This is a genomic window from Riemerella columbipharyngis (assembly GCF_900101995.1).
GTDB classification, from domain to species: domain Bacteria; phylum Bacteroidota; class Bacteroidia; order Flavobacteriales; family Weeksellaceae; genus Riemerella; species Riemerella columbipharyngis.
In genome coordinates this window covers 1-18,697 of record NZ_FNAS01000023.1, presented here as the reverse complement: position 1 = coordinate 18,697, position 18,697 = coordinate 1, and the positions used below count along the sequence as shown (strand labels likewise).

Annotated in this window: 28 protein-coding genes; 7 read left to right on the top strand and 21 right to left on the bottom strand. The window is 41.1% G+C overall.

Translation table 11 applies throughout. The features are described 5' to 3' along the window. Positions 1 to 91 precede the first annotated feature (91 nt). From BLS89_RS09730 to BLS89_RS09680, 12 genes are all read right to left on the bottom strand, one after another. Positions 92 to 385, bottom strand: a complete 294-nt coding sequence (locus BLS89_RS09730; RefSeq protein WP_092737935.1) for a hypothetical protein — start codon at positions 383 to 385, stop codon at positions 92 to 94. A 31-nt stretch (positions 386 to 416) separates the two neighbouring features. Continuing rightward, a complete protein-coding gene (locus BLS89_RS09725) occupies positions 417 to 650 on the bottom strand; it encodes a hypothetical protein (protein ID WP_092737933.1) in 234 nt (77 codons plus the stop codon). Then, positions 650 to 1,135: a hypothetical protein gene (locus tag BLS89_RS09720; protein WP_092737931.1), complete on the bottom strand. Its 486-nt coding sequence runs from the start codon at positions 1,133 to 1,135 to the stop codon at positions 650 to 652. The genes BLS89_RS09725 and BLS89_RS09720 overlap by 1 nt, the downstream gene beginning before the upstream one ends. Then, positions 1,132 to 2,091, bottom strand: a complete 960-nt coding sequence (locus tag BLS89_RS09715) for a hypothetical protein (protein WP_092737929.1) — start codon at positions 2,089 to 2,091, stop codon at positions 1,132 to 1,134. The genes BLS89_RS09720 and BLS89_RS09715 overlap by 4 nt, the downstream gene beginning before the upstream one ends. A gap of 2 nt (positions 2,092 to 2,093) precedes the next feature. Beyond that, entirely contained in the window at positions 2,094 to 2,687 is a 594-nt protein-coding gene (locus BLS89_RS09710) for a DUF6046 domain-containing protein (RefSeq protein ID WP_092737927.1), read from the bottom strand. Beyond that, entirely contained in the window at positions 2,680 to 2,808 is a 129-nt protein-coding gene (locus tag BLS89_RS11260) for a hypothetical protein (protein WP_262501492.1), read from the bottom strand. The genes BLS89_RS09710 and BLS89_RS11260 overlap by 8 nt, the downstream gene beginning before the upstream one ends. Positions 2,809 to 2,870: 62 nt before the next feature. Then, on the bottom strand, positions 2,871 to 3,209 hold the full coding sequence (locus BLS89_RS09705) for a hypothetical protein (RefSeq protein ID WP_092737925.1): 339 nt from the start codon (positions 3,207 to 3,209) through the stop codon (positions 2,871 to 2,873). Positions 3,210 to 3,232: 23 nt separating this feature from the next. Continuing rightward, complete coding sequence (locus BLS89_RS09700; RefSeq protein WP_092737923.1) at positions 3,233 to 3,655, bottom strand: hypothetical protein; 423 nt, start codon at positions 3,653 to 3,655, stop codon at positions 3,233 to 3,235. After that, positions 3,655 to 4,893 (bottom strand): DUF2586 family protein, encoded by a 1,239-nt coding sequence (locus BLS89_RS09695; RefSeq protein WP_092737921.1) that lies wholly within the window; start codon positions 4,891 to 4,893, stop codon positions 3,655 to 3,657. Before BLS89_RS09695 ends, BLS89_RS09700 begins: the two co-directional genes overlap by 1 nt. Next, positions 4,886 to 5,239, bottom strand: a complete 354-nt coding sequence (locus BLS89_RS09690) for a hypothetical protein (protein ID WP_092737919.1) — start codon at positions 5,237 to 5,239, stop codon at positions 4,886 to 4,888. The genes BLS89_RS09695 and BLS89_RS09690 overlap by 8 nt, the downstream gene beginning before the upstream one ends. 17 nt (positions 5,240 to 5,256) lie before the next feature. After that, the gene (locus BLS89_RS09685; protein WP_092737917.1) at positions 5,257 to 6,168 is read right to left on the bottom strand and encodes a phage major capsid protein; all 912 of its coding nucleotides are present in this window, start codon (positions 6,166 to 6,168) and stop codon (positions 5,257 to 5,259) included. Next, positions 6,168 to 7,274, bottom strand: coding sequence for a head maturation protease, ClpP-related (locus BLS89_RS09680; protein ID WP_092737916.1), 1,107 nt, complete (start codon positions 7,272 to 7,274; stop codon positions 6,168 to 6,170). The genes BLS89_RS09685 and BLS89_RS09680 overlap by 1 nt, the downstream gene beginning before the upstream one ends. Before the next feature lie 126 nt (positions 7,275 to 7,400). Between BLS89_RS09680 and BLS89_RS09675 the strand changes: the two genes are divergently transcribed. The 7 genes from BLS89_RS09675 (at position 7,401) to BLS89_RS09645 (ending at position 15,632) form a co-directional block, all read left to right on the top strand. Then, entirely contained in the window at positions 7,401 to 7,862 is a 462-nt protein-coding gene (locus BLS89_RS09675) for a hypothetical protein (RefSeq protein ID WP_092737914.1), read from the top strand. Continuing rightward, positions 7,859 to 9,442 carry a phage terminase large subunit gene (gene terL / locus BLS89_RS09670; RefSeq protein WP_221403661.1) on the top strand — a complete coding sequence of 528 codons (1,584 nt, stop codon included), beginning with the start codon at positions 7,859 to 7,861 and terminating at the stop codon, positions 9,440 to 9,442. Before BLS89_RS09675 ends, terL begins: the two co-directional genes overlap by 4 nt. A 3-nt stretch (positions 9,443 to 9,445) precedes the next feature. Then, positions 9,446 to 9,871 (top strand): phage protein Gp36 family protein, encoded by a 426-nt coding sequence (locus BLS89_RS09665; protein ID WP_092737912.1) that lies wholly within the window; start codon positions 9,446 to 9,448, stop codon positions 9,869 to 9,871. 59 nt (positions 9,872 to 9,930) lie between these two features. After that, positions 9,931 to 12,465: a phage portal protein family protein gene (locus tag BLS89_RS09660; protein WP_092737910.1), complete on the top strand. Its 2,535-nt coding sequence runs from the start codon at positions 9,931 to 9,933 to the stop codon at positions 12,463 to 12,465. Between the two features lie 134 nt (positions 12,466 to 12,599). Beyond that, positions 12,600 to 14,576, top strand: a complete 1,977-nt coding sequence (locus tag BLS89_RS09655; protein ID WP_092737908.1) for a phage tail tape measure protein — start codon at positions 12,600 to 12,602, stop codon at positions 14,574 to 14,576. 18 nt (positions 14,577 to 14,594) lie between these two features. Next, positions 14,595 to 15,110, top strand: a complete 516-nt coding sequence (locus tag BLS89_RS09650; protein ID WP_092737906.1) for a phage virion morphogenesis family protein — start codon at positions 14,595 to 14,597, stop codon at positions 15,108 to 15,110. Positions 15,111 to 15,119: 9 nt separating this feature from the next. Continuing rightward, a complete protein-coding gene (locus BLS89_RS09645; RefSeq protein WP_092737904.1) occupies positions 15,120 to 15,632 on the top strand; it encodes a hypothetical protein in 513 nt (170 codons plus the stop codon). Here BLS89_RS09645 and BLS89_RS09640 read toward each other — a convergent pair. From BLS89_RS09640 to BLS89_RS09610, 9 genes are all read right to left on the bottom strand, one after another. Continuing rightward, positions 15,616 to 15,939 (bottom strand): hypothetical protein, encoded by a 324-nt coding sequence (locus BLS89_RS09640; RefSeq protein WP_092737902.1) that lies wholly within the window; start codon positions 15,937 to 15,939, stop codon positions 15,616 to 15,618. The two genes, BLS89_RS09645 and BLS89_RS09640, sit on opposite strands and share 17 nt — an antisense overlap. Positions 15,940 to 15,944: 5 nt before the next feature. Continuing rightward, positions 15,945 to 16,166 carry an SHOCT domain-containing protein gene (locus tag BLS89_RS10475; RefSeq protein WP_143017763.1) on the bottom strand — a complete coding sequence of 74 codons (222 nt, stop codon included), beginning with the start codon at positions 16,164 to 16,166 and terminating at the stop codon, positions 15,945 to 15,947. A 150-nt stretch (positions 16,167 to 16,316) separates the two neighbouring features. Beyond that, on the bottom strand, positions 16,317 to 16,445 hold the full coding sequence (locus tag BLS89_RS11255; RefSeq protein ID WP_262501491.1) for a hypothetical protein: 129 nt from the start codon (positions 16,443 to 16,445) through the stop codon (positions 16,317 to 16,319). A 72-nt stretch (positions 16,446 to 16,517) separates the two neighbouring features. Next, positions 16,518 to 17,114: a DUF2786 domain-containing protein gene (locus tag BLS89_RS09635; protein WP_092737900.1), complete on the bottom strand. Its 597-nt coding sequence runs from the start codon at positions 17,112 to 17,114 to the stop codon at positions 16,518 to 16,520. Between the two features lie 13 nt (positions 17,115 to 17,127). Then, positions 17,128 to 17,346: a hypothetical protein gene (locus BLS89_RS09630; protein ID WP_092737898.1), complete on the bottom strand. Its 219-nt coding sequence runs from the start codon at positions 17,344 to 17,346 to the stop codon at positions 17,128 to 17,130. A gap of 1 nt (position 17,347) precedes the next feature. Further along, positions 17,348 to 17,671, bottom strand: a complete 324-nt coding sequence (locus BLS89_RS09625) for a hypothetical protein (protein ID WP_092737896.1) — start codon at positions 17,669 to 17,671, stop codon at positions 17,348 to 17,350. Further along, positions 17,655 to 17,870 carry a hypothetical protein gene (locus tag BLS89_RS09620; RefSeq protein ID WP_092737894.1) on the bottom strand — a complete coding sequence of 72 codons (216 nt, stop codon included), beginning with the start codon at positions 17,868 to 17,870 and terminating at the stop codon, positions 17,655 to 17,657. The genes BLS89_RS09625 and BLS89_RS09620 overlap by 17 nt, the downstream gene beginning before the upstream one ends. Before the next feature lie 23 nt (positions 17,871 to 17,893). Beyond that, positions 17,894 to 18,355: a hypothetical protein gene (locus BLS89_RS09615; protein WP_143017762.1), complete on the bottom strand. Its 462-nt coding sequence runs from the start codon at positions 18,353 to 18,355 to the stop codon at positions 17,894 to 17,896. Next, on the bottom strand, positions 18,318 to 18,542 hold the full coding sequence (locus BLS89_RS09610) for a hypothetical protein (RefSeq protein WP_092737890.1): 225 nt from the start codon (positions 18,540 to 18,542) through the stop codon (positions 18,318 to 18,320). The genes BLS89_RS09615 and BLS89_RS09610 overlap by 38 nt, the downstream gene beginning before the upstream one ends. Positions 18,543 to 18,697: the final 155 nt, after the last annotated feature.

The window sequence follows — 18,697 nt, the reverse complement described above, 5'->3', positions numbered from 1 at the left end:
TTAGCCTGTGCCAGTTCAAACACACCGGCAATGCTCCCCGTGTGTTGCAGACAGAAGTCTAATAAGGACTGGTTATGTAGTACTATCTTTTTCATATTTCAATCTTTAAGCGTTCAAAGCCTTCGGAAAGATCAATGTTTGGATTTTCGTAGCCGTCATAATTCAGCTGTATTCTTACATCACGCTGAAATTTGGATTTGTCGGTATTAGATTTTAGATAATTGATTACTCCTAAACCCATTTGCGGCGTTTGTTTATATTCCCCTTTTTGGGCTATTATGATATGGTCAATGTGCTGTATATCGCTGTTTCCGACCGCAAAATCCCCATTGATAAATTCCAATTCGTTGCTATCATCTACTAATATGTCCTTACGCTTTTCCATTATTTTAATAATTGCCTGCCGTGCTAACGGCTTAGCTTATTGTTCCTGTTCCTGTACTTGTCGTTGCTCCTGTTTGTGCCGTTGGGCTGCCTGCCGTACTTACCGGTATGCCTGCCTGTACCGTTACCATTCCGCTTTTTACAAAAGCATCTATCAATGTTGCCAATCGTTCGGCGTAATAATTATAATCTGCTTCGGTCTTTTGCATCATCTCTTGTTGCAGAGCTACTATACCTTGTTTTAGTGCTTGTTTATTTAGTGCCATTACTCCAATAATTGTGTTGTTTTATTCTTTAATTCTTCAAATTTCAATTTGTTATTAGGCGAAAACTTACCTATTCCGGACGGTGTTTGAATTATCGCCGTCTTCAACTCCGCTAATAGTTCCGTAAGTAGTTCTTTCAAGTCGGCTGCGCTATTTTTGATTTGCAACTTTCCATTTTCTACTTTCAGAACCGCACCTCCTATACTCATTTCCACACTTTCAATTTCGGTGTATTGAACAATACAGGTTTCTGCGGTTTCCCCATCCACACTCAGGCATACGACTTGTGAATTAAGTTTTGGCTTAATCAAGAGATGATTTGAAAAATCTCCTTTCAAAGCCTGCAAACGAACATCCAGCAAAGGCGGTAAATTCTCCCGCTCTACGGTGCAGGTATTTCCGCTTAGTGCGGTTACTTTCCCTATGCTTACTTTTAAGCCCTTATCCGAAAACAGTCCGATGGCTTGTTTCAATGCTTCGCTCATAGCTTCATAGATATTTTATTTTCTCGCTTAATGCCGTCGTTTGCATTGGCTTTAATCGTTACGCTCTCGATGAGAAAATTGCCGTCTCGTTTTTCGTCCGGATATTGCGGATCTATCAGCTGCAGCGTATCGCCGGGCTTTGTCCTTGGTATGCACCAGCCGTCCAATGTGCCATCGTAACCGTCAAAAACAACACTGTGATAATATTTTTCCGCTTGTTCTTTCAGCTCGTTTTTACTCAAATTCAAAGGCATGTGCAATGTCCTTTCACCATTGACAGGCGTTCCGAACTCATAAGTAACTTTTTTGGAAGTCCCTGCCTGTATTGATATAGCCGTTATTTTACACTCTTTTTTATCCTTTGTTACATACTTTAGGTCTGAGCTTTTTCGGATGTTTTTCCCAAAAACAAACTTGTGTTTATCCGGTGTTTTGAAATCTACCATCATACCTGCGTGCAGTTTTTTCCCATAAAAATTGCACCGAATACCGTATTTTTTCAAATCCTCCAGCACTTCAAAAGCAGTGCAATTTTCTATCATAAATTTGCCCAAGCTCATATCCACACAGTCTATTTCATAACCGGGGGCAATGAACTGCAGCACTTCTTTAAGTTTCGTATTGGCAAAAGTGTGGTTAAACTTTTTGGTTCGTTTGAGCTTATACATTTCGTCTTCACATTCCAGTACGGTAGGAATTTCGGCACCTATGTGTGCGATATACCCTTCAAACTCCGTTTTCAACTCTCCGTTATAGCCCAATTCTATGCGAATGGTGTCGCCTGTTTTTATATAGTCCAGCAGGCGTTTCCCTTTGGCGTCCTTAAACTCTCTCGGCAGTTCTACGGTAGCTTTGTTGCTTATCTTTTCCAGTGTGCTTTGGATTTCAACACTTTTTACGGTGTTCAGTTCCAAACGCTCTCCAATGGTTATTCTAACAGAAATATTCAAATACATTTTTAAGGCTTTAGAACATTAAACAATGGCGACTGAATAGACGATGCCGAAAGCGTGAACTGCACGGTATCCTGAAAACCTTCAAGCGGCGTTATCTTCAAGTCTTTAAAGTATATGTGGTCTATTTGCTTATCCTCAAACTGCACGCCTGTTACTTCAATGGTATCGTTAATTTCAAAAAAGCGGTGTAGTGCGTCTATTTTGTTTTGAGGGTAAACTTTATTTTCCATATCAATCAAAAGTCCCTTGATGTCAAGCTGCCATTCTTTGGTACCCCAGCGTTCTACAATAATGTTATCCGCTCCGTTTACTTCGGTTTCTACAAGGTTTTTCTCTTTACTGAAATCTATCATCAAAGGTGGGGCAAACACGCCCGAAGTTTCGGTAAGCATACCGGAAAAGGTTAGTGTTTGACTTCCGTGCTTAAATTCTATTTTTTCAACATCAGCGTCTAACTTTCCGTACAGCTTAATGCCGTAATCCGGCTGTTCTCTATCTACCACAGCGGTATTAATGTTTCTCCCTATTGCCATCATCCCAAAAGCCGCCGCATAACGTGCCGCCAAGTCTATAACTATTACTGTTCTATTATTCATTCTTTTCAAATTTCGTATTGAGTAGTCCTTGCTCTGCCAGCCAAGTGATTTGTGCCAGTTTCATTACCCAAATATCATCGGGTAATTGTTCCGGAAAGGGAATGCCCAAATAAAAACTCATTAGGGCATCCGCCTTTAGAAATACATCACTGTCTTTGTCGTAATTCAGTCCCGGGCAGGCGTCTAAAGCCTCCCGAACTTTCCCTCTCTTACCGGTATCAATTCTGCCAATAATCCTACGGCTGCATAGAACATTCCGTCATCTGCCAATACTTCCTCTTTAGAAGTCAATAGGCAGTTTTTAATCAAAATCTCCTGTGCTTTGTTCGGATTCTCCTTTGCAAATCGCAAATATTGAGAAACGATAGAACGGCTCGGAACTACCGCCAAGACTTCTTTGTGCTGTTCGCATAAGTCGTCTTTGGGCAGCAATAAAGATTTCAGTTTATCGCCATATTCGGATTTTAGAGCCGTTTTCACATCTTCGGCTACGGTTTCAATGTTTGTATTTTCTTTTTTCATTTTAAATTATCTTTAAGGGTTATTTAAACACTTGCGGCAACATTTAGCTGTACATCTAAGGCAAATAGCTCATACTGATACTCCAGTCCCATATCGCCCGTTACGCTTCTGCCTTCTTTTTTGAATTTTGCCACGATTTTATCGACAATGACTACATTATACTCGTTGGCAAATTCCACCGTAATGGTAAACGGTTCTATGCTGAGCAAGTCTCCGCCTGATGCGGTTTCCAATGCCACGACATCTACCATCAGCAAAGTCATTGAGGCACTGGGCGTAATTTTACCACGGCTCCAGCTGGTCGCTCTTGCCCCCAGCGTATGATTGAGTTGGTGTTCTTGCTCGTTGCCATATTCCATAGATTTCACTTCTATGGGCACGCCGTTGATTTGTACGGTAACATCGGCACTATCGTAGGCTTTTCCGTTTCTGTTTATTCTTGACATTAGTCTCTTGTTTTAAGGTTTAATGTTCCGTTGATTTCCCCGATAACGCCCTTAGGCACTATCTTATAATTCACTTTGAGAATACGCTCCACCAAAAGGTCGCTGTCGGCATCTATATAAGTTTTTCCGTAGGTGATTTCGCCCCGCAAAATCATATCTTCAAAAACTTTATCGCCCACATCTTCGAGGGCTACTAGCGTTCCTTTGCTGAGTTTCCCTGTTTTCTTATCTACCTGCCAAGTGGTTTTTACTTTCGGCAGATATGCCCTCCGCAGTTCCCTTACCGCTTTATCCGCTACACGCCCGTAGGCAATGGTGTGTTCGTTCATGGTATTGTCAGCATCTACAATCACAGGCGTACAAGTATGGTCGTTGTTCCAGCGTACGCCTGCCAGTCCGGCATAAGTAACCCCGAATACATAACCTTTGGTTTCCAAGGTTTGAAGGTCGCTATATGCCTCCGTATTCGTTTGGTGGGAAGAAAGTCCCGGTTCTATCCAAACTTTACGAATGGCATCTGTAAGGTTGAATTGACCATTGTCGCCAATGTTTTCGTATACCTTTGCTCTTGAACAAACGCCTAATACCGTTCCTACATCTGCAAATTTTTTCCGCTCTCCTATAAGGCTTTCGGCATAAAGCCAATCTTGCCCAATGACTACCGTTACTTTGTCTGCCTGCAAGTTTTCAATATCTCTAAGATTTGCCGCACTGGAAGCCTGCCCGCCGTAGTGGTGCCCCTCTAAAAAGATTTGGCAAGGCATATGGTTGTCATAAGTCCAATTGTAAAGCCCTTGAGCCTTTGCAATTGCATTATACACATCCGTAGGTAAGCCGTTCAGCATAGCATTGGGTGCTTCTGCCGGATTGACGGCAATGGCTAATTGGCGAATTTCCCCTCTTGCGTGTGCCAATAAGGTTTTGGCTTTTGTTTCGGCAATATCCGTCATAGGTGTAGCCTGTGCTACAAGCATTAGGTGCAGCGGTATTCCTTCCCCTGCCATACGGTAAAACTCCGAACAATGGCGGTAAACATTCAGACTGTTATCCGTGTCAAAATCAGGCGTAATGCCTAAGGCCTCCACATCTTTCATATTGTACGCCGTTGTCGGTTTATCCAAAGACAAAGCGGATGCGGCTATTGCGGAAATAATCAGTCCGCTTACGGCATCATTGCCTGCCAAGCGGTTAATGCCTATTTTGCCTTTTTGTATGTTTACACCTTTCAGGTTACTCATCGTCGTTTAATTTTTTGAGTTTGCTAATCTTTTTTTCGGCAGCTTTTTTTATTGCCGCTCTATTTTTACCTTTTTGTTCATCTATAAGCATTTGCTCCACTTGGGAAACCGCTTTCTCTGCTTCTATTTGTCCAATGTTTTCATCTACCGTAAGCTCTTGCTCTGTTGCAGGGCTTTCCACCTCTAATACTCGGTCGATACACTCCAGCGTTTCGCCTTTTCCAAGGCTGTTTTTTGCCAAATCTTCAGAAGTAAAAAACTCCCCTTTGGGGTTCATCCACAGTTTTGAAAGCTGCGGATGTTCCTCAAAGATTTGTACTGCTTTTTGTTTATCTTCTATGGTCATTTTTCAAGATTTAAAGGTTAAGCAGAAGCAGATACAATAGCGGCAATAGCTCTCTCTTTTCTCGGTAACACAATGTAGTTGTGGCGTACATTGTAGAACCAAGCCTGTTGTTGTGTTCCGGGTTCGTCGGCATAGTTTTTCGTCATTCCACTTGCACGGAACATATCCGGTGCATAGAATGCCACAGAGGCTTGGAAGTCTCCGGCAGCAGGTACGGCTCCGAATGATTTTTTGGTAAGAGACGATACCGTAATGTATGGCGCATCTACATACCAATACACTTTAAAGCCGTATAGTCTGGCATTTAGAAGACCTCCTACTTCGTCGGAGAATTGACCGTTGAACGCTGTTTTGCCTATGGCATCATCCAGCAAATCGTTGTAATGGTCTGAACACAATACCAGCACTCTATTATCCGCAGGGATTTTTTGATTGTCAAAAGCTCTTTTGAGTTTCAAAATATCCTTCAAAGTAAGTTTCTTGCGTCCTGCACCGTCATCTTCGCCGGTAGTGGTAAGAATAGGCGTTTTTGCCTTATTGCTTTGCGGGGTAAGTGCATGCAATGCCTTGTTGTGCTTCACGCGCATAATGGCATTTTTGTGTTTCTCTTGCACCAGTTTGATTTTGTCGTAGGCGATATACTGAATTTCGTCATCCGTTACCTTAGTAGCCTTTGTTTTATAGCTGTCCAGCTGGATAGGAATATCAGTATCTGTTTGTTGTGAAAATCCAATAGGGTAAGTGGAGTTATTAATAAGTACCTCGGGGTCTGCACCTACATCTACCAAATGAATAATTTCGTTGTCGCCTCTCGTAGCGGAAACAAAACGGCTTTCGTCCGGTATTTCGGCTAAAAATGATGCCTCTTCTGTGGCTCTGAATGCTTGCACGAGTACATCTGTCCAAATTTGTTGATTTAGTCCTGCCATTATTTTTTGTATTTTTCGTTAAACAATTTTTGATAAGTTTCTTTGTCGCTTACGGCTAATGCCTCCAGTCCTCTCGGGTCTTTGCTTTGCCATTCGTCCCAAGTCCATGAGGCACGGGCAGCATCGGATTTCCCTTTTTGAATTATCTCGCTAATATTCGGCGAGGCTTGGGGTTGGTTGTCCAATACAGCCATCAAGGCATCAACGCCCGAAGTTTTGCCGATTTTGCGGAAAATGTCTTTTTTCTCATCGGTCAAAGAAAAGGTTTTGGCGTGTGCCTCAATGACAGCATTGATTTGTTCTTCTTTGAAAGTACTCAGACTTGCCTCTGCATCTGCTTTGTCTTTTATGGCTTTGTCTTTTTCGTCTTCCAATTCCTTAAATTTGCCTTTCAAGGCTTCCAGTACTGCCGTGTCAGAACTTTCGGCAGTTACCACCGCTAACGAAAAAGCGGTAATGAGTAGTTGTTTCATATTTGTATCGGTATTTAATTGATTAATTTCTGTTGTATCTCCGCTTATCATCAGCGAGGCATAGGCGTTGAATACTTCCAACTCTCCGAGTGCGGTAGGTTCTTCAATAGGTATCAGCGTGGTATTGTTGCTCGGGATAATCTCGCTTACCAGCCCCATTTTCAATGCCTCGTCAGCATCAAACCAATTATCGCCCTGCATTAGGTTTTGTATTTCCTTTTGAGGCTTGGCAGTTCGTTGTACCAGTTTGGCAATAAAATTAGCTTCCATGGCTTCTAAGAGCTTAGCAAGACCTTTCAAATCGGCTGCCGTACCTTCTGCATAGCCAGACGGTGCGTGAACCATTATATATCCGTTTTCAGCAATGGCTACATCAGTAGTTGCCGTGAGTATGATAGCCCCCATGGAAGCCGCTAATCCGTCCACAATGATTTTCACTTTTGAGGGCGATTGATTGATGGCATTGAATATCAAGTTACCGTCAATCACCGAACCGCCATAGGTATGCAAACGGATAGTGATTTCATTGTATGTCTTTTGTAAATTCTCAAAGTAATACATAAAGCTCACGCCGTCTCCGGGGAAGATTCTCCCGTAGCATTTTAGTTCGTTTTTATCCGTGCTGAAAATCATAATATTTGATTTATTTTGGGCAAACTTACACTGGGAATTTCAGCCCTTAAAAATCTTTGGTAAGGGTTGCCACTTTTTTATGCAAACTCGCTTTGTATAATCATTTTTGCCACCAAAAACTTATTTATGGCAGCACAACAGATACAAACAAAGAAAAGAGCCAAATCAGATCTTAGGGAAATCTGCGAAAGACTATTTGTAGAAACAGGATTATCCGCAAAGGCATTATCTAATACATATCCGGTAACAGAGCAAACCATATCCAAATGGCGAAACGATACAAGCAGAGACGGCAAAACTTGGGACGAAAAACGCCAAGAGTTTATCACCGCACCGGCAAATATACGGCAGGTGCTTATGGACGAGCTCAGAAAAGTAGCCGAAGGCTCGGAGTCTTCTATTAATGTTAAGGATTTAGCCACCATTTATAAAGTAATAGAAGGCTTCAGCGACAAAGTAAACACGCAAGTCGTTTATTCTGTTTTCAAAGAATTTGATAATTGGATGTCAGACCAAGATCCCGAATTAGCATTGCAGTTTGTCCATTTTCACAAACTATTTTTAATCTATAAAGCAGAAAGGGAATGAGTGAAATTATTAGCAGGCAGCTTCAGAAATTAATTGATGGTTACGAAGACCATTGCAAACAGCTGGAAAAAAAGACAAAGCTCAGTTATCGGCATAAAACACCGCAGGAACGCCGTGAATATCGTTTGTTCTTGGAAGAAGACTATGCCCGCTGGTTCAGTGAGCTTTTTCCTCAGTACGCCAAAAAGCCGTGTGCGTGGTTTCACATAGAAATGGCTAAGATATTGATTGAAAATCCAATCTGTTACTTATTAGCCGAAATTTACCGCTCGGGGGCCAAATCGGTACATTTGGACTTGGGCATTCCGCTTTATCTTTATGTTACGGGGCAGTTGAAATTTATGCTGTTGGTAGGGCAAACAGAACCCAAAGCAAAAAAATTGATTAGAGATATTCAAAGCCAGCTTACGCACAATCAGCGTTTTTTGTATTTCTATGGCAATAAATTTCAACAAGGCGATTGGGCAGACGGCGATTTCAAAACAAAAGACGGTGCAAAATTTATAGCCATTGGTTGCGAGCAGTCTCCCCGTGGATTCAGAGAAGAAGCAGAACGCCCGGACTATATTGTCGTAGATGATGTGGATACCCGCAAAAGAGTTCGCAACGAAAGATTGAGCAAGGAATTGTTTGATTATGTATGGGAGGACTTAGTGAGTACATTTGACGAAGGCTCTCCACGCCAAAGATTTGTTTGTGCCAATAATAATTTCCATAAGAATACGCTTATCAATCAGCTAAAAAACCATTTTGTTACGCTGAATGAAAATCTGAAAAAACAAGATTTGCCCTCTTTCTATTTTACGATTTCCGTCCCTGCCGTAAAGGATTTAACAAGTTTTGAGCCTAACTGGCCTGAAAAAACCAACGCAAATTATTGGAAACGAAAATTCATAGAAAAGCCCTATCGCTCATTTATGCGAGAATATATGCATGTACATATAGAAGAAGGTGCAATATTCAAGAACGAGCAAATTCTTTGGAAAGAAGCATTGCCTTTGGAACAATATGATGCCCTTGTCTTTTACGGAGACTTATCCTACAAAGATGCGGGGGACTATAAGGCTTTAATATTGGTCGGAAAAACAGGCAGAGAGTTCCATGTTTTAGATGCCTTTATTGCACAAACATCAAGGCATAATGTCGCCCTTTGGCTGTACGAAAAAGCGAGGGATAATCATTTGCTGCAATATAACATTCAGTACTTCATTGAAGGGAATTTTGCACAAGATTTATTTGTGAGTGATTTTGATTTAGTAGGCGATACTATGGGCTTTTACCTGCCTATTATAGCAGATACAGAGAGCAAGGGTAATAAGTTTGACCGTATAGAAAGCATGGCAGGGTATTTTGAAAGAGAAAATGTTTATTTCAACAAAGCAAAGGAAAAAACAGGGGAATTTCAAAATTTGATTGACCAGCTTTTGGCATTTCAGAAAGGAAGCGGCGCACACGATGACGCCCCCGATGCTCTACAAAGTGCCATTGCAAAGCTCAACCGTTTAGCCATTAAAAACACTTTGCCCGCCCTCACAATGAGCCGTACCGAGTGGATTAGAAAAAACAAAAACAGATTTTAATTTATGCAATTCATTACCACAGACGATTACAGTACACTCGTAAGAAATGAGATAAAAAACATTTTGCTTGAGAATTATACCGATGCCAAGCTGAGTGCTGCCGAACAAATGGCTATCACACAGGTAAAAAATTACCTTACAGGAAGATATGATACTCAAAAGATATTTGAGGCTTCGGGTGCGGAACGCAACGCCCATATTGTAATGCTAGTCATTGATTGCACGCTTTACCATCTATATACCTCCGTCATTCCGGACAAAATGCCCGAAATACGCTCGCAACGCTATCAAGACGCCCTCGATTGGCTTAAAATGGTCGCTGCTGGCGATGCTGTTGCCGATTTGCCTAAAATAATCGGTAACGATGGAGAAGATATTTCCGGTATAAAAATAACGAGCAAGTACCAATCCAACAATCAGAGATGGTAGCAAATAATCTTTAAACAGCCTTTAAATTCAATTTTAAGCAATGATTACAAAACGACAATATGAATACATCAGAAACATATAAAAGACATTCTAACGGCTTATTTTTACCTTACGCCGAAAAAAAAGCACAAGGAAAGATTAACCCAAAGGTTATCCAAGTCGTGGAATCCTTTAAGGACAAAAGTAGGAAAGATATAGACAAATGGCGGAAAGCCATACAAATGACACAGCTTCTGGAAAATCCTCGCTTCCAAGATTACCACGATTTGGTGGACGATTTGCTGACGGACGGACACCTGCAGTCTCAAATACAGCTAAGAATCACCGCAACGCTTAACACGGATTTTCACATCATCAACCGCAGAACGGGAGAGGAAAACGAGGAACTGACTTTTGTTTTTCAGCAGCAATGGTTTTTTAATCTCTTGGAAAAAGCATTGTGGCAAATTATCCGAGGCTTCAAGCTCGTGGAGTTCCGTGCATTTAACGCCGAAAAAATAGATTTCTCGGAAATTCCGCAGCGCCATTTGGTACCTACTCAAAACAGAATTATTCCCGACCTTTCGGACTACAACACATTTATTGATTTTTCTGCACCGAAATTAGCCGCTTGGCTTTTGCCTATCGGAAGAACAAGCGATTTGGGACTTATTAACAATATCATTCCTGCCATTATATGGAAAAGAAATGTTGCCCAGTCTTGGGCGGAGTTTTGCGAACGCTTCGGTATTCCGCTCATCACGGCAACTACCAATTCCCGAGATGCCAAAGCCATCAATGATGTGCATGACATGCTCATAGGTATTGGAGAGGCAAGCGTGGGAACATTTCCGCAAGGCACGGAAATACAAATACACGAAGCCAACCGCACAGATGTATTCCGTGTGTATTCTGAATTTATCCAGCTGAATACCGATGAAATAAGCAAACAGCTGGTAGGCTCTACTATGCTGTCCGATCAAGGAAGCAACAGAAGTCAAACAGAAGTACACGAACGCGGTTTGAACGAAAAAATAGCTGCTTCGGACAAACGGAGCGTAACATTTATGGTCAATGACCAACTGCTGCCTCTACTTAAAATACAGGGCTACAAAATAGGAGATGATGATGTTTTTGAATTCAAAACCGCCGAACAGGAAATAGATATAGACAAACTTTGGAATATCACAAACGGACTGCTTATGCAAGGGTTTCCGGTAGAGCAGGAATGGATTTCCAAAACTTTTAATATTCCTTTTGAGGGGAACAGAAAGCAAGGCAATGAAGAACCCGAAAAAAAAAAGAATAAACCCAATGCCGCAGCTATGTTTGAACGATACCCCGAGAACTGCTGTCCTCATCATTTGCCGGAAGCCGGTTTAAGCGGACTGAGCCAAACGCTCATTGAGCTTACCGCAAAATTAGCCGGTGCGGTATTCGACAAGACCGATATACTCGGCATTCTCGGGAAACTAATTGCTGCGGAGGGCGTAGCACTTACAAAAGCCATGATGAGCAAATTCGGAACAGACGACACCTATACCGGCCCCGATAAGCTCACTATGCAGATGATGGAGTACAATTGCTTTGACTTCGCTTGTTCCAAAACCGCCGAGCGTCATTACACCGTTGCTTCCCGTTTGATTGACTACGAAAAGGGAGCTATTAAAAGCCGTTCGGATTTTATTCAGCAATGCCTTAAAGACAATGACCAACTGAACAAAAACTGGCTCAGAACCGAATACAACCTTGCTGTTGCTACGGGGCAAAATGCTTCTGCCTATGTGCGTGCTATGCAAGATGCCAAAAACGGCGGTACACGCTTCTACGAATACCAAACCATGGGCGACAGTAAAGTGCGTGCTGCACATCAGATTTTGGACAGAAAAGTATTTGATATTTTATCCCCTGGCGATAAAGCTATTTGGCCGCCGAATGGCTATGGTTGCCGTTGCGAAATGATACCCCACAGCGGGGGCATACAGCCTACCTCTTGGGACAAAGGCAAATCTATGCTTATGGCAAGCGACAAGCACTATGCAGGTTCGCAGTTTGTCCTCAACCGTGGCGACCTAAAACAGGTATTTACCAATAAACAGTTCTACAGAGATATTAAAGGTTATCCGGAAAAGATTAACCAAATGTCGTTTGATAAGTACGGATTGGAAAAATGGAGCGAATTTAAAGACACCTTAAAGAACATTGAGCTTGATAAAACCATTACGCCGGAAAATGTACACGAACTATTCAAAAAAGTAAAAGACGAAAACTATGCAGGATTTGAGGACTACTTAGGGCGCAAGCTGTTTATGAAAGAAAAAACATTTACCACCCATACAAAAGGGAAATATTTGGGAGAAAATGAACAAAGGCATCTGTTGTTTCCACACATTAACGAAGTACTTAAAAATCCCGATGAGGTGTGGTTAAGAGAGTACAAAAACGGTGTTTATCAATCGCGTTACATCAAATTTTATAAAGATAAAATGCTAATTATAGACTGTGAATTTGACAAACACTATGGATTAGAAGTTAAAACTTGGTACAACAATAAAATTGTAGAAGATGAATTAAGACAAGGTATAATAATAAGAAATAAAGGAAAGAATTTATAGAAACCGCCCATGTAAACCAGAGGGGGTATAGGTAAGACGCACTTCCTTTTGTCGTGCAAGCATCCATCTTAAAGGTCTCTATAAACTCCGACACTGCAAAGGTAAACAAAAAATTAAAATAAAAACAAAAAAATATGGCACAACAAGCAAAACTCACATTACTGATAGACCTTGCCGATAAGCTCAGTGCAAAGCTGGGTAAATTGGAAGGCAAACTTGCGGGCTTTCAAAGCAGAATGCAGAAAAGGCTGAACACCCTCTCCGATAAAGTAAGCAGCAAGCTGGGAATGTCCACCGATACACTCAAAAAAGGATTAATGGTGGGGATTGCCGCAGGTGCTGCCGCTTTGGGTGCATTGGGTGTAAAGAGCGTTCAAGCCGCCGAAAAGTTTAACGATGCCTTTCTGCCTATACGCCAGCTCAACTTAGACAAATCCAAAGGAGAGCTGGACGACTACCGCAACAAAATACGAGATGCCGCATTTGAGGTAGGCACCAATCTTTCAGCCAGTACTACGGCAATGTACGACCTGCAATCCGCGACGGGAGTGTACGGCGATGATGCCATTGCAATATTCAAAAAAGTGGCAAAATACTCCGTCGCTACCGGTGCAGACCTCAACGACTCTATGAACTCCACCACCAAAGCGATGAAAGCCTTCGGACTGGGGGTAAACGACATAGACAAACTATTGGAAAGCAACGCCAAAACCGTACAAACAGGGATTACCACTTATGATGAGCTGGCAAAAGTGCAAACAGAATATGCAGGCGCTGCAAGCTCGGCAGGGCAAGGCGTGGACACCGCCAATAAGGTTTTTGCAATGTTCACTTCCGTAGCTAAAAACTCAGATGTAGGGGCAAATATGGCTAAAACATTCTTTCAAGGTTTAGGGCAGCAGGCAGACAAATTCAAAAAAGTATTGAATATAGATGTTTTCGACAAAGAGGGCAGTATGCGACAGGCGGACGATATTCTGAAAGATATTGCCGGCAAATTCAAGGGGATGAACGATAAACAGATTACGGAAGCCATTAACAAAATAGGAGGGCCCGAGGGATTGAGAGGGGCATTGGATAAAGTAAAAACAGGTGCCGATGATGTGATTAAAACTTTTGATGCTTTCGACAGCTCCAAATTCAATTTGGACGATGCCCTTAGAAATGCACAAGGCGATTTCGGAAAGATGAAAGAACTGTTTGCTAATCGTTTGGAAATTGTACTTTCAAAAATAGGCGATGCGATTATTCCGCCATTACTGCGATTGTTTGAAGTGCTTAATCCCGCTCTCGATTGGCTTAATAAAAATGTAGGCTGGCTTATTCCCGTATTTACTGCTTTTGCCGGTGCATTGGTACTCGCCGCCGGAGCAATGTGGATACTAAACAGCTCAATTTGGGCAAATCCAGTAATATGGATTATTGCAGGTATTGCGGCATTGATAGCCCTCATTGTTTATTTATGCTCAAAAATAGAAGGCTGGGGTAATCTTTGGGACTATACCGTAAAATTTGTAAAAGCCGTATGGAACGGATTTTTGGCAGATGTAAAATTAGCATGGCTCGGTGCAGAGGATTTACTCCTTTCCGGAATAGAAAAAATAATGACGGCATGGTACAAGCTGAAAGGGCTTTGGAATAAAGCCGAAGCCGCCGAAGGATTGGCAAAAATAGAGAAAGAAAGCAACGAAAGAGCCAAACAACTGAACAAAGCCCAAGAGCTATCTACCCACTATAAATTAGAGGCAGCCAGAAACTTAGACGGTGCTCTGCACAGCTTAAAATGGAAAGAGGACAAAAAAGAAGAAAAAACCGGCAACAGCACCGGCACCCAAAACACCGGTGCCTCTCTCTACGGAAATACAAAACAAGGCGGAGGTGTTGCTGATGGAGGCAATGCCAAAAAGAAAGGCAACAGCGTAGGCAATGCCGTGCAAAAAGTAACCGGAGCATCTACCCAAGCCAAAAATATCAATATCAAAATTGAAGCCTTACACAAAGGAAATAACATTATCGGTAACGGCGGAAACGGAAGTATCTCTATGAAAGAGTACGAAACTATGTTTAACGAAATGATGATGCGTATTATCAGAAATGCAGAAATGTCCTAACACTAAACGGCAAATTATATGACAGAAGTAAACAAAGCCTTTTGGCAAAAATTAGAAAAACAGCTGGGCGATACCCTGCATAAAAAACTATTGAATGAAGCCAGCTATCGTGCCGTTCGGTTTTCTAAGCAGCGTTTTATCCAAAAAAACTGGGTAAACACGATGCCCGAGCCTTGGAAGCCCCGAAAGCTGAAAGCCTCCGGTACGCTGATGGTGCAATCCGGACGGCTCAAGCGCTCCATTCGAGAGGTGGGCAGAACTGCCACTACCGTAACCATCGGAACCGATGTCCCTTATGCCCGTATTCACAATGAGGGAGGCATAGTGAAAGAAACTGTACAGGTAAAAGCCCACAGCCGGAAACGCTCGGCAAGGCAAAACAGAGGAACCGGAGCTATCGCCGTAAAATCCCACAGCAGACGGATGAATGTACGCATACCCGCACGCCCTTTCATAGGAGAGTCCAAAGCCCTGCTGAACAAAATCGAAAAGAAAATGAACCTATTGGCAAATAACGCCTTGAAAAACCTTTAACGACTTAGTATGAAACAGTTTTATAAACAGCTCTTAGCAGACTTTGAGCAAAAAAAGAACCGCTATACAGATGCCGGACTTATGCCCCTGCGCATCATAGACCTATACAACGGACAAGATACCAATCCCGAGTATTTCGATATACTCACGCTTCCGGCATTGTACATCTCTATGAGGGCAGACTATGCGGCAGAACCGGCAACGCTCAGCGTAGAGGTAAAACTACTATACGAGCAATTGCGGAACACTTCCAGCATAGGACTGAACCGAGACGAGGCGCTGGCATTTTTTGAAATGGCAAACATCACAGACGGCATATTGAAAGAAATAGAAACTCCCGAAACAGGGCGTCTCTTGCTGCTCAGCGAAGGAATGGACTTAGACCCTACGGTAACCGACATCTATCAATTCAGCTACCAATGTGCCTACTATGGCAAAGAAAAAACCCGACAAAAGGAAACCTTGCCGGGAAGTATTGACGATATTAGAACAAAAACAGGATTGTTTAAGGGGCTTTTGTGATTTTATAGCCCTCTACCCAAATATAACCTTGATAGTTCTCTATTTTCAGGGTATAGGTTTTAATATCCGCATAGCCGTTTAAGCGTTTTTTGAAGAACATTTGAACGGCTTTTTTGTACGCCTGCGGTATTTCGTTATCTTGAAACACCAGCCCGTACATCGTATTCCTAACAACGATTTTGCCATTTCTATTTACTTGCTCCATCGGTGTTTTAGGCGTACGAGGAAATACCCTGCCCCACTTTTGTGAAAAGGCGGTGGTAGCAAGGCATAATGTCAATAATATAGGGAGGTAAAAGAATTTCATTTTTGTTACGAATCTTTAAGTATACGCTCTTTTTCTTTTTGAAATTCTTCTTCTGTTAAAACGCCTGTTTCTTTCAATTCACCTAATTTTTTCAATTCATCCATTTTACTGTATGATTGTGGCAAAGCAACCTTGTCTTGTTTTGCTTCTGATATTTTTTGCATAATGGTATTATATACCTCTTCTGTTTCATTTGCAAAACTTTTACTCCAAGCTCTTAATATCAATGTATTTTGGTCTCTTGCACTTTTTGCAGAGGACCCGAAAATTCCTACTCTTGCGTTAGTATCAACACTCCCGGCTGTTAATATTTTAATATAGCCATTAGACCATATACTTGGCTTTTTGTATTCTATAGCATCAATTCCCTTATAAAATTATTTCCGTTCTCCAGATGCCCCACCTTGTGCTAAAAATCCACCAACAGTATTTCTTGATATAGCTACACCATCAGAGTAAATAATTAGTTTCCCATTTTGTCCTTTTAATTCCTTTATCTTATCCATGTTTTCTTATTTAAATTAAACTTTCCAAAAATAAAAAAACCGCTCGAATATACAAGCGGTTTTTCATTATTTTTATTCTTCTAAATAAAGCCCTCTGGTTACCTGTCGTTTGAAGTTTCCTCCCTCTATTTTATCAATATCCCTCAGTTCTCTAAGTTCAGATGGAGTAGATTTTCTTTTTACAATTTGACTTTCGCGATATATTTTGCTTTTTAGAATATAAGCACTGAAGAATATCTTGTATAATTCTTCTCTGCGCTTGTTCTTGTTAGATTGTTTACGATACCTATTTAGCTTGTTTTCGCTGAATTTACTCCATTCTCTATTCATATGTGGCTTGAAATAACCATAGGCAGTCTCTATGGTTATCCAGTCTAAATATTCTAACTTAATACGAAGCTCTTTTACACCATAGGTGTCTTTATAAACAGGGATTTTTTTATCCGTAAGGAAATACTCCAGTATCTGTTGTAACAGCCAAATATCTATTACTTTGGAATACTTAAAAGTATATTCTTTTAAATTGATATTCTCTAAATCTTTATCAACAATATTATACTTTTTTAATAATCGTTTTAGAGCCCTTTCTGCAGCATCTTTTTCGCCATCTACACCCTTGTTTACAAGAGCTAATACCTTACTTATTTTTTCTTTTATTTGTTCGTTCATAGTGTTTTAGTTTTTATACCAAAGGCGGTTTTTTATGAAATTCTTTTATCGCGACATCAGAAAGCCTATTTAGTGGACTGGGGCTTTCTCCTTCTTTAAGGGCGTGTGTTTCCATTTTTACATAGCCTCTTTTATCGGGTTCCCATTCTTCTACGCAAATAGTATACCCCTTTTTTCTTAGTGCATCTTCTACTTCCTCGTAGCTGTACCAGTAGCCGTTTAGTTTTATCATATTACATTAATTTTTGATGAAGTTCGTTTTTAATAAGTTCCATAGTATTAAGCTCATAAGAGCCGTAAAGTCTTCCATTAAGGCGGCTGCATAGAATATCAAATAGGCAGTCTGCTTGATAGTATTTTAGCGTTAATACCCTTTCTTTGCCGTTGGGATTGCTCGTATAAGCAATGCACCTGTTTGATAAGCTTTGGAAAAGCTCTTGCATGATAGATAATTTTACTTTCATTTGTCTTTGGTATGCCACTTTTTGGCACTCCGCAAGGATTATTTTATGCAGTAAAAACATTGCTTCAGGCGTTACTTTAATAGTTATTTTCATTTTCTATAATTTTTTTCAATTCTCTTTTTGCAGGAATACCCAGATAGGTATGGTAAGTTTTCTTGGATATAAAATATTTAGGCTCTATGTACGCCCAATAAATCTCCTTGTAAGACAATCCGTACTGGTGTCTTTGGATATTTGTGATTTCTTGGATTTCCATAATTCTTTTGTAATAGTTCTTTTTGTTATATGCCATAGATTATGCAGAGAAGTTTTTTTTTAGTTGTTTAGGGGGATGGGTAGTTTATGTTTATGATACCATTCCTTAGTACCTGTTATTTTTGCCTGTTTTTCATATTTATTTCTTAGGCTTTTGAATTGCCTTATCAGTGGCTGAAATTCCTCTATCTTATAATATTTCAAAGGCTTTTTAAGCGGGCTTAAATCCAGCATCCAACTGTTAAACCTGTCCCAATTATCGGGCTCAAGCAAACCGATATAGGAGGCATCTTTCAGCACAGTGCTTCTAAGCTCTTTTAATCGTTTTTCGTTTGCCAGCTCCACTGCCACATCGGTAACTGTTTTTTGAGGGAAAAATCGACGATAAAGCCCTTGCAGTTCTTCTATCGTTAAGTCTTCTATCTGCCATTTGTCGTAGTCGGTATGTAGTTGCACGGCAGAGCGCAAAGCTTCTGTACCGAATTTATCCCTCAACCGCTGTATCATTATCTCTGCTTTCATCTTTAAATTTATTTTTGTTGGTTAAGTATTCTTTTATTACACTTTTTTTAAACCTGTCTATCAGCTCCAAAGCATTCATTATAGAGGGTTCCAACACCTCTCCTTGCTCATTGAAATTAGGAGAGACAAAAGCCTTTTTTATTTGCTTAATGAAGTCTGTGTCGGTCATAATATTGTCGGATTTCATCCGTTTACTTTGCTCCGCTCGGGGGCTCGAACCCCGATGCCTTCCGGTGCGGAAATTGCTTTTTTTTAGATGTATTTTTCATTTACCGGAAACAAACTCTCTATATCTGCTCCTTCGGGAAAATCCACCGCAGAGATAGATAGCGGAATATTGAT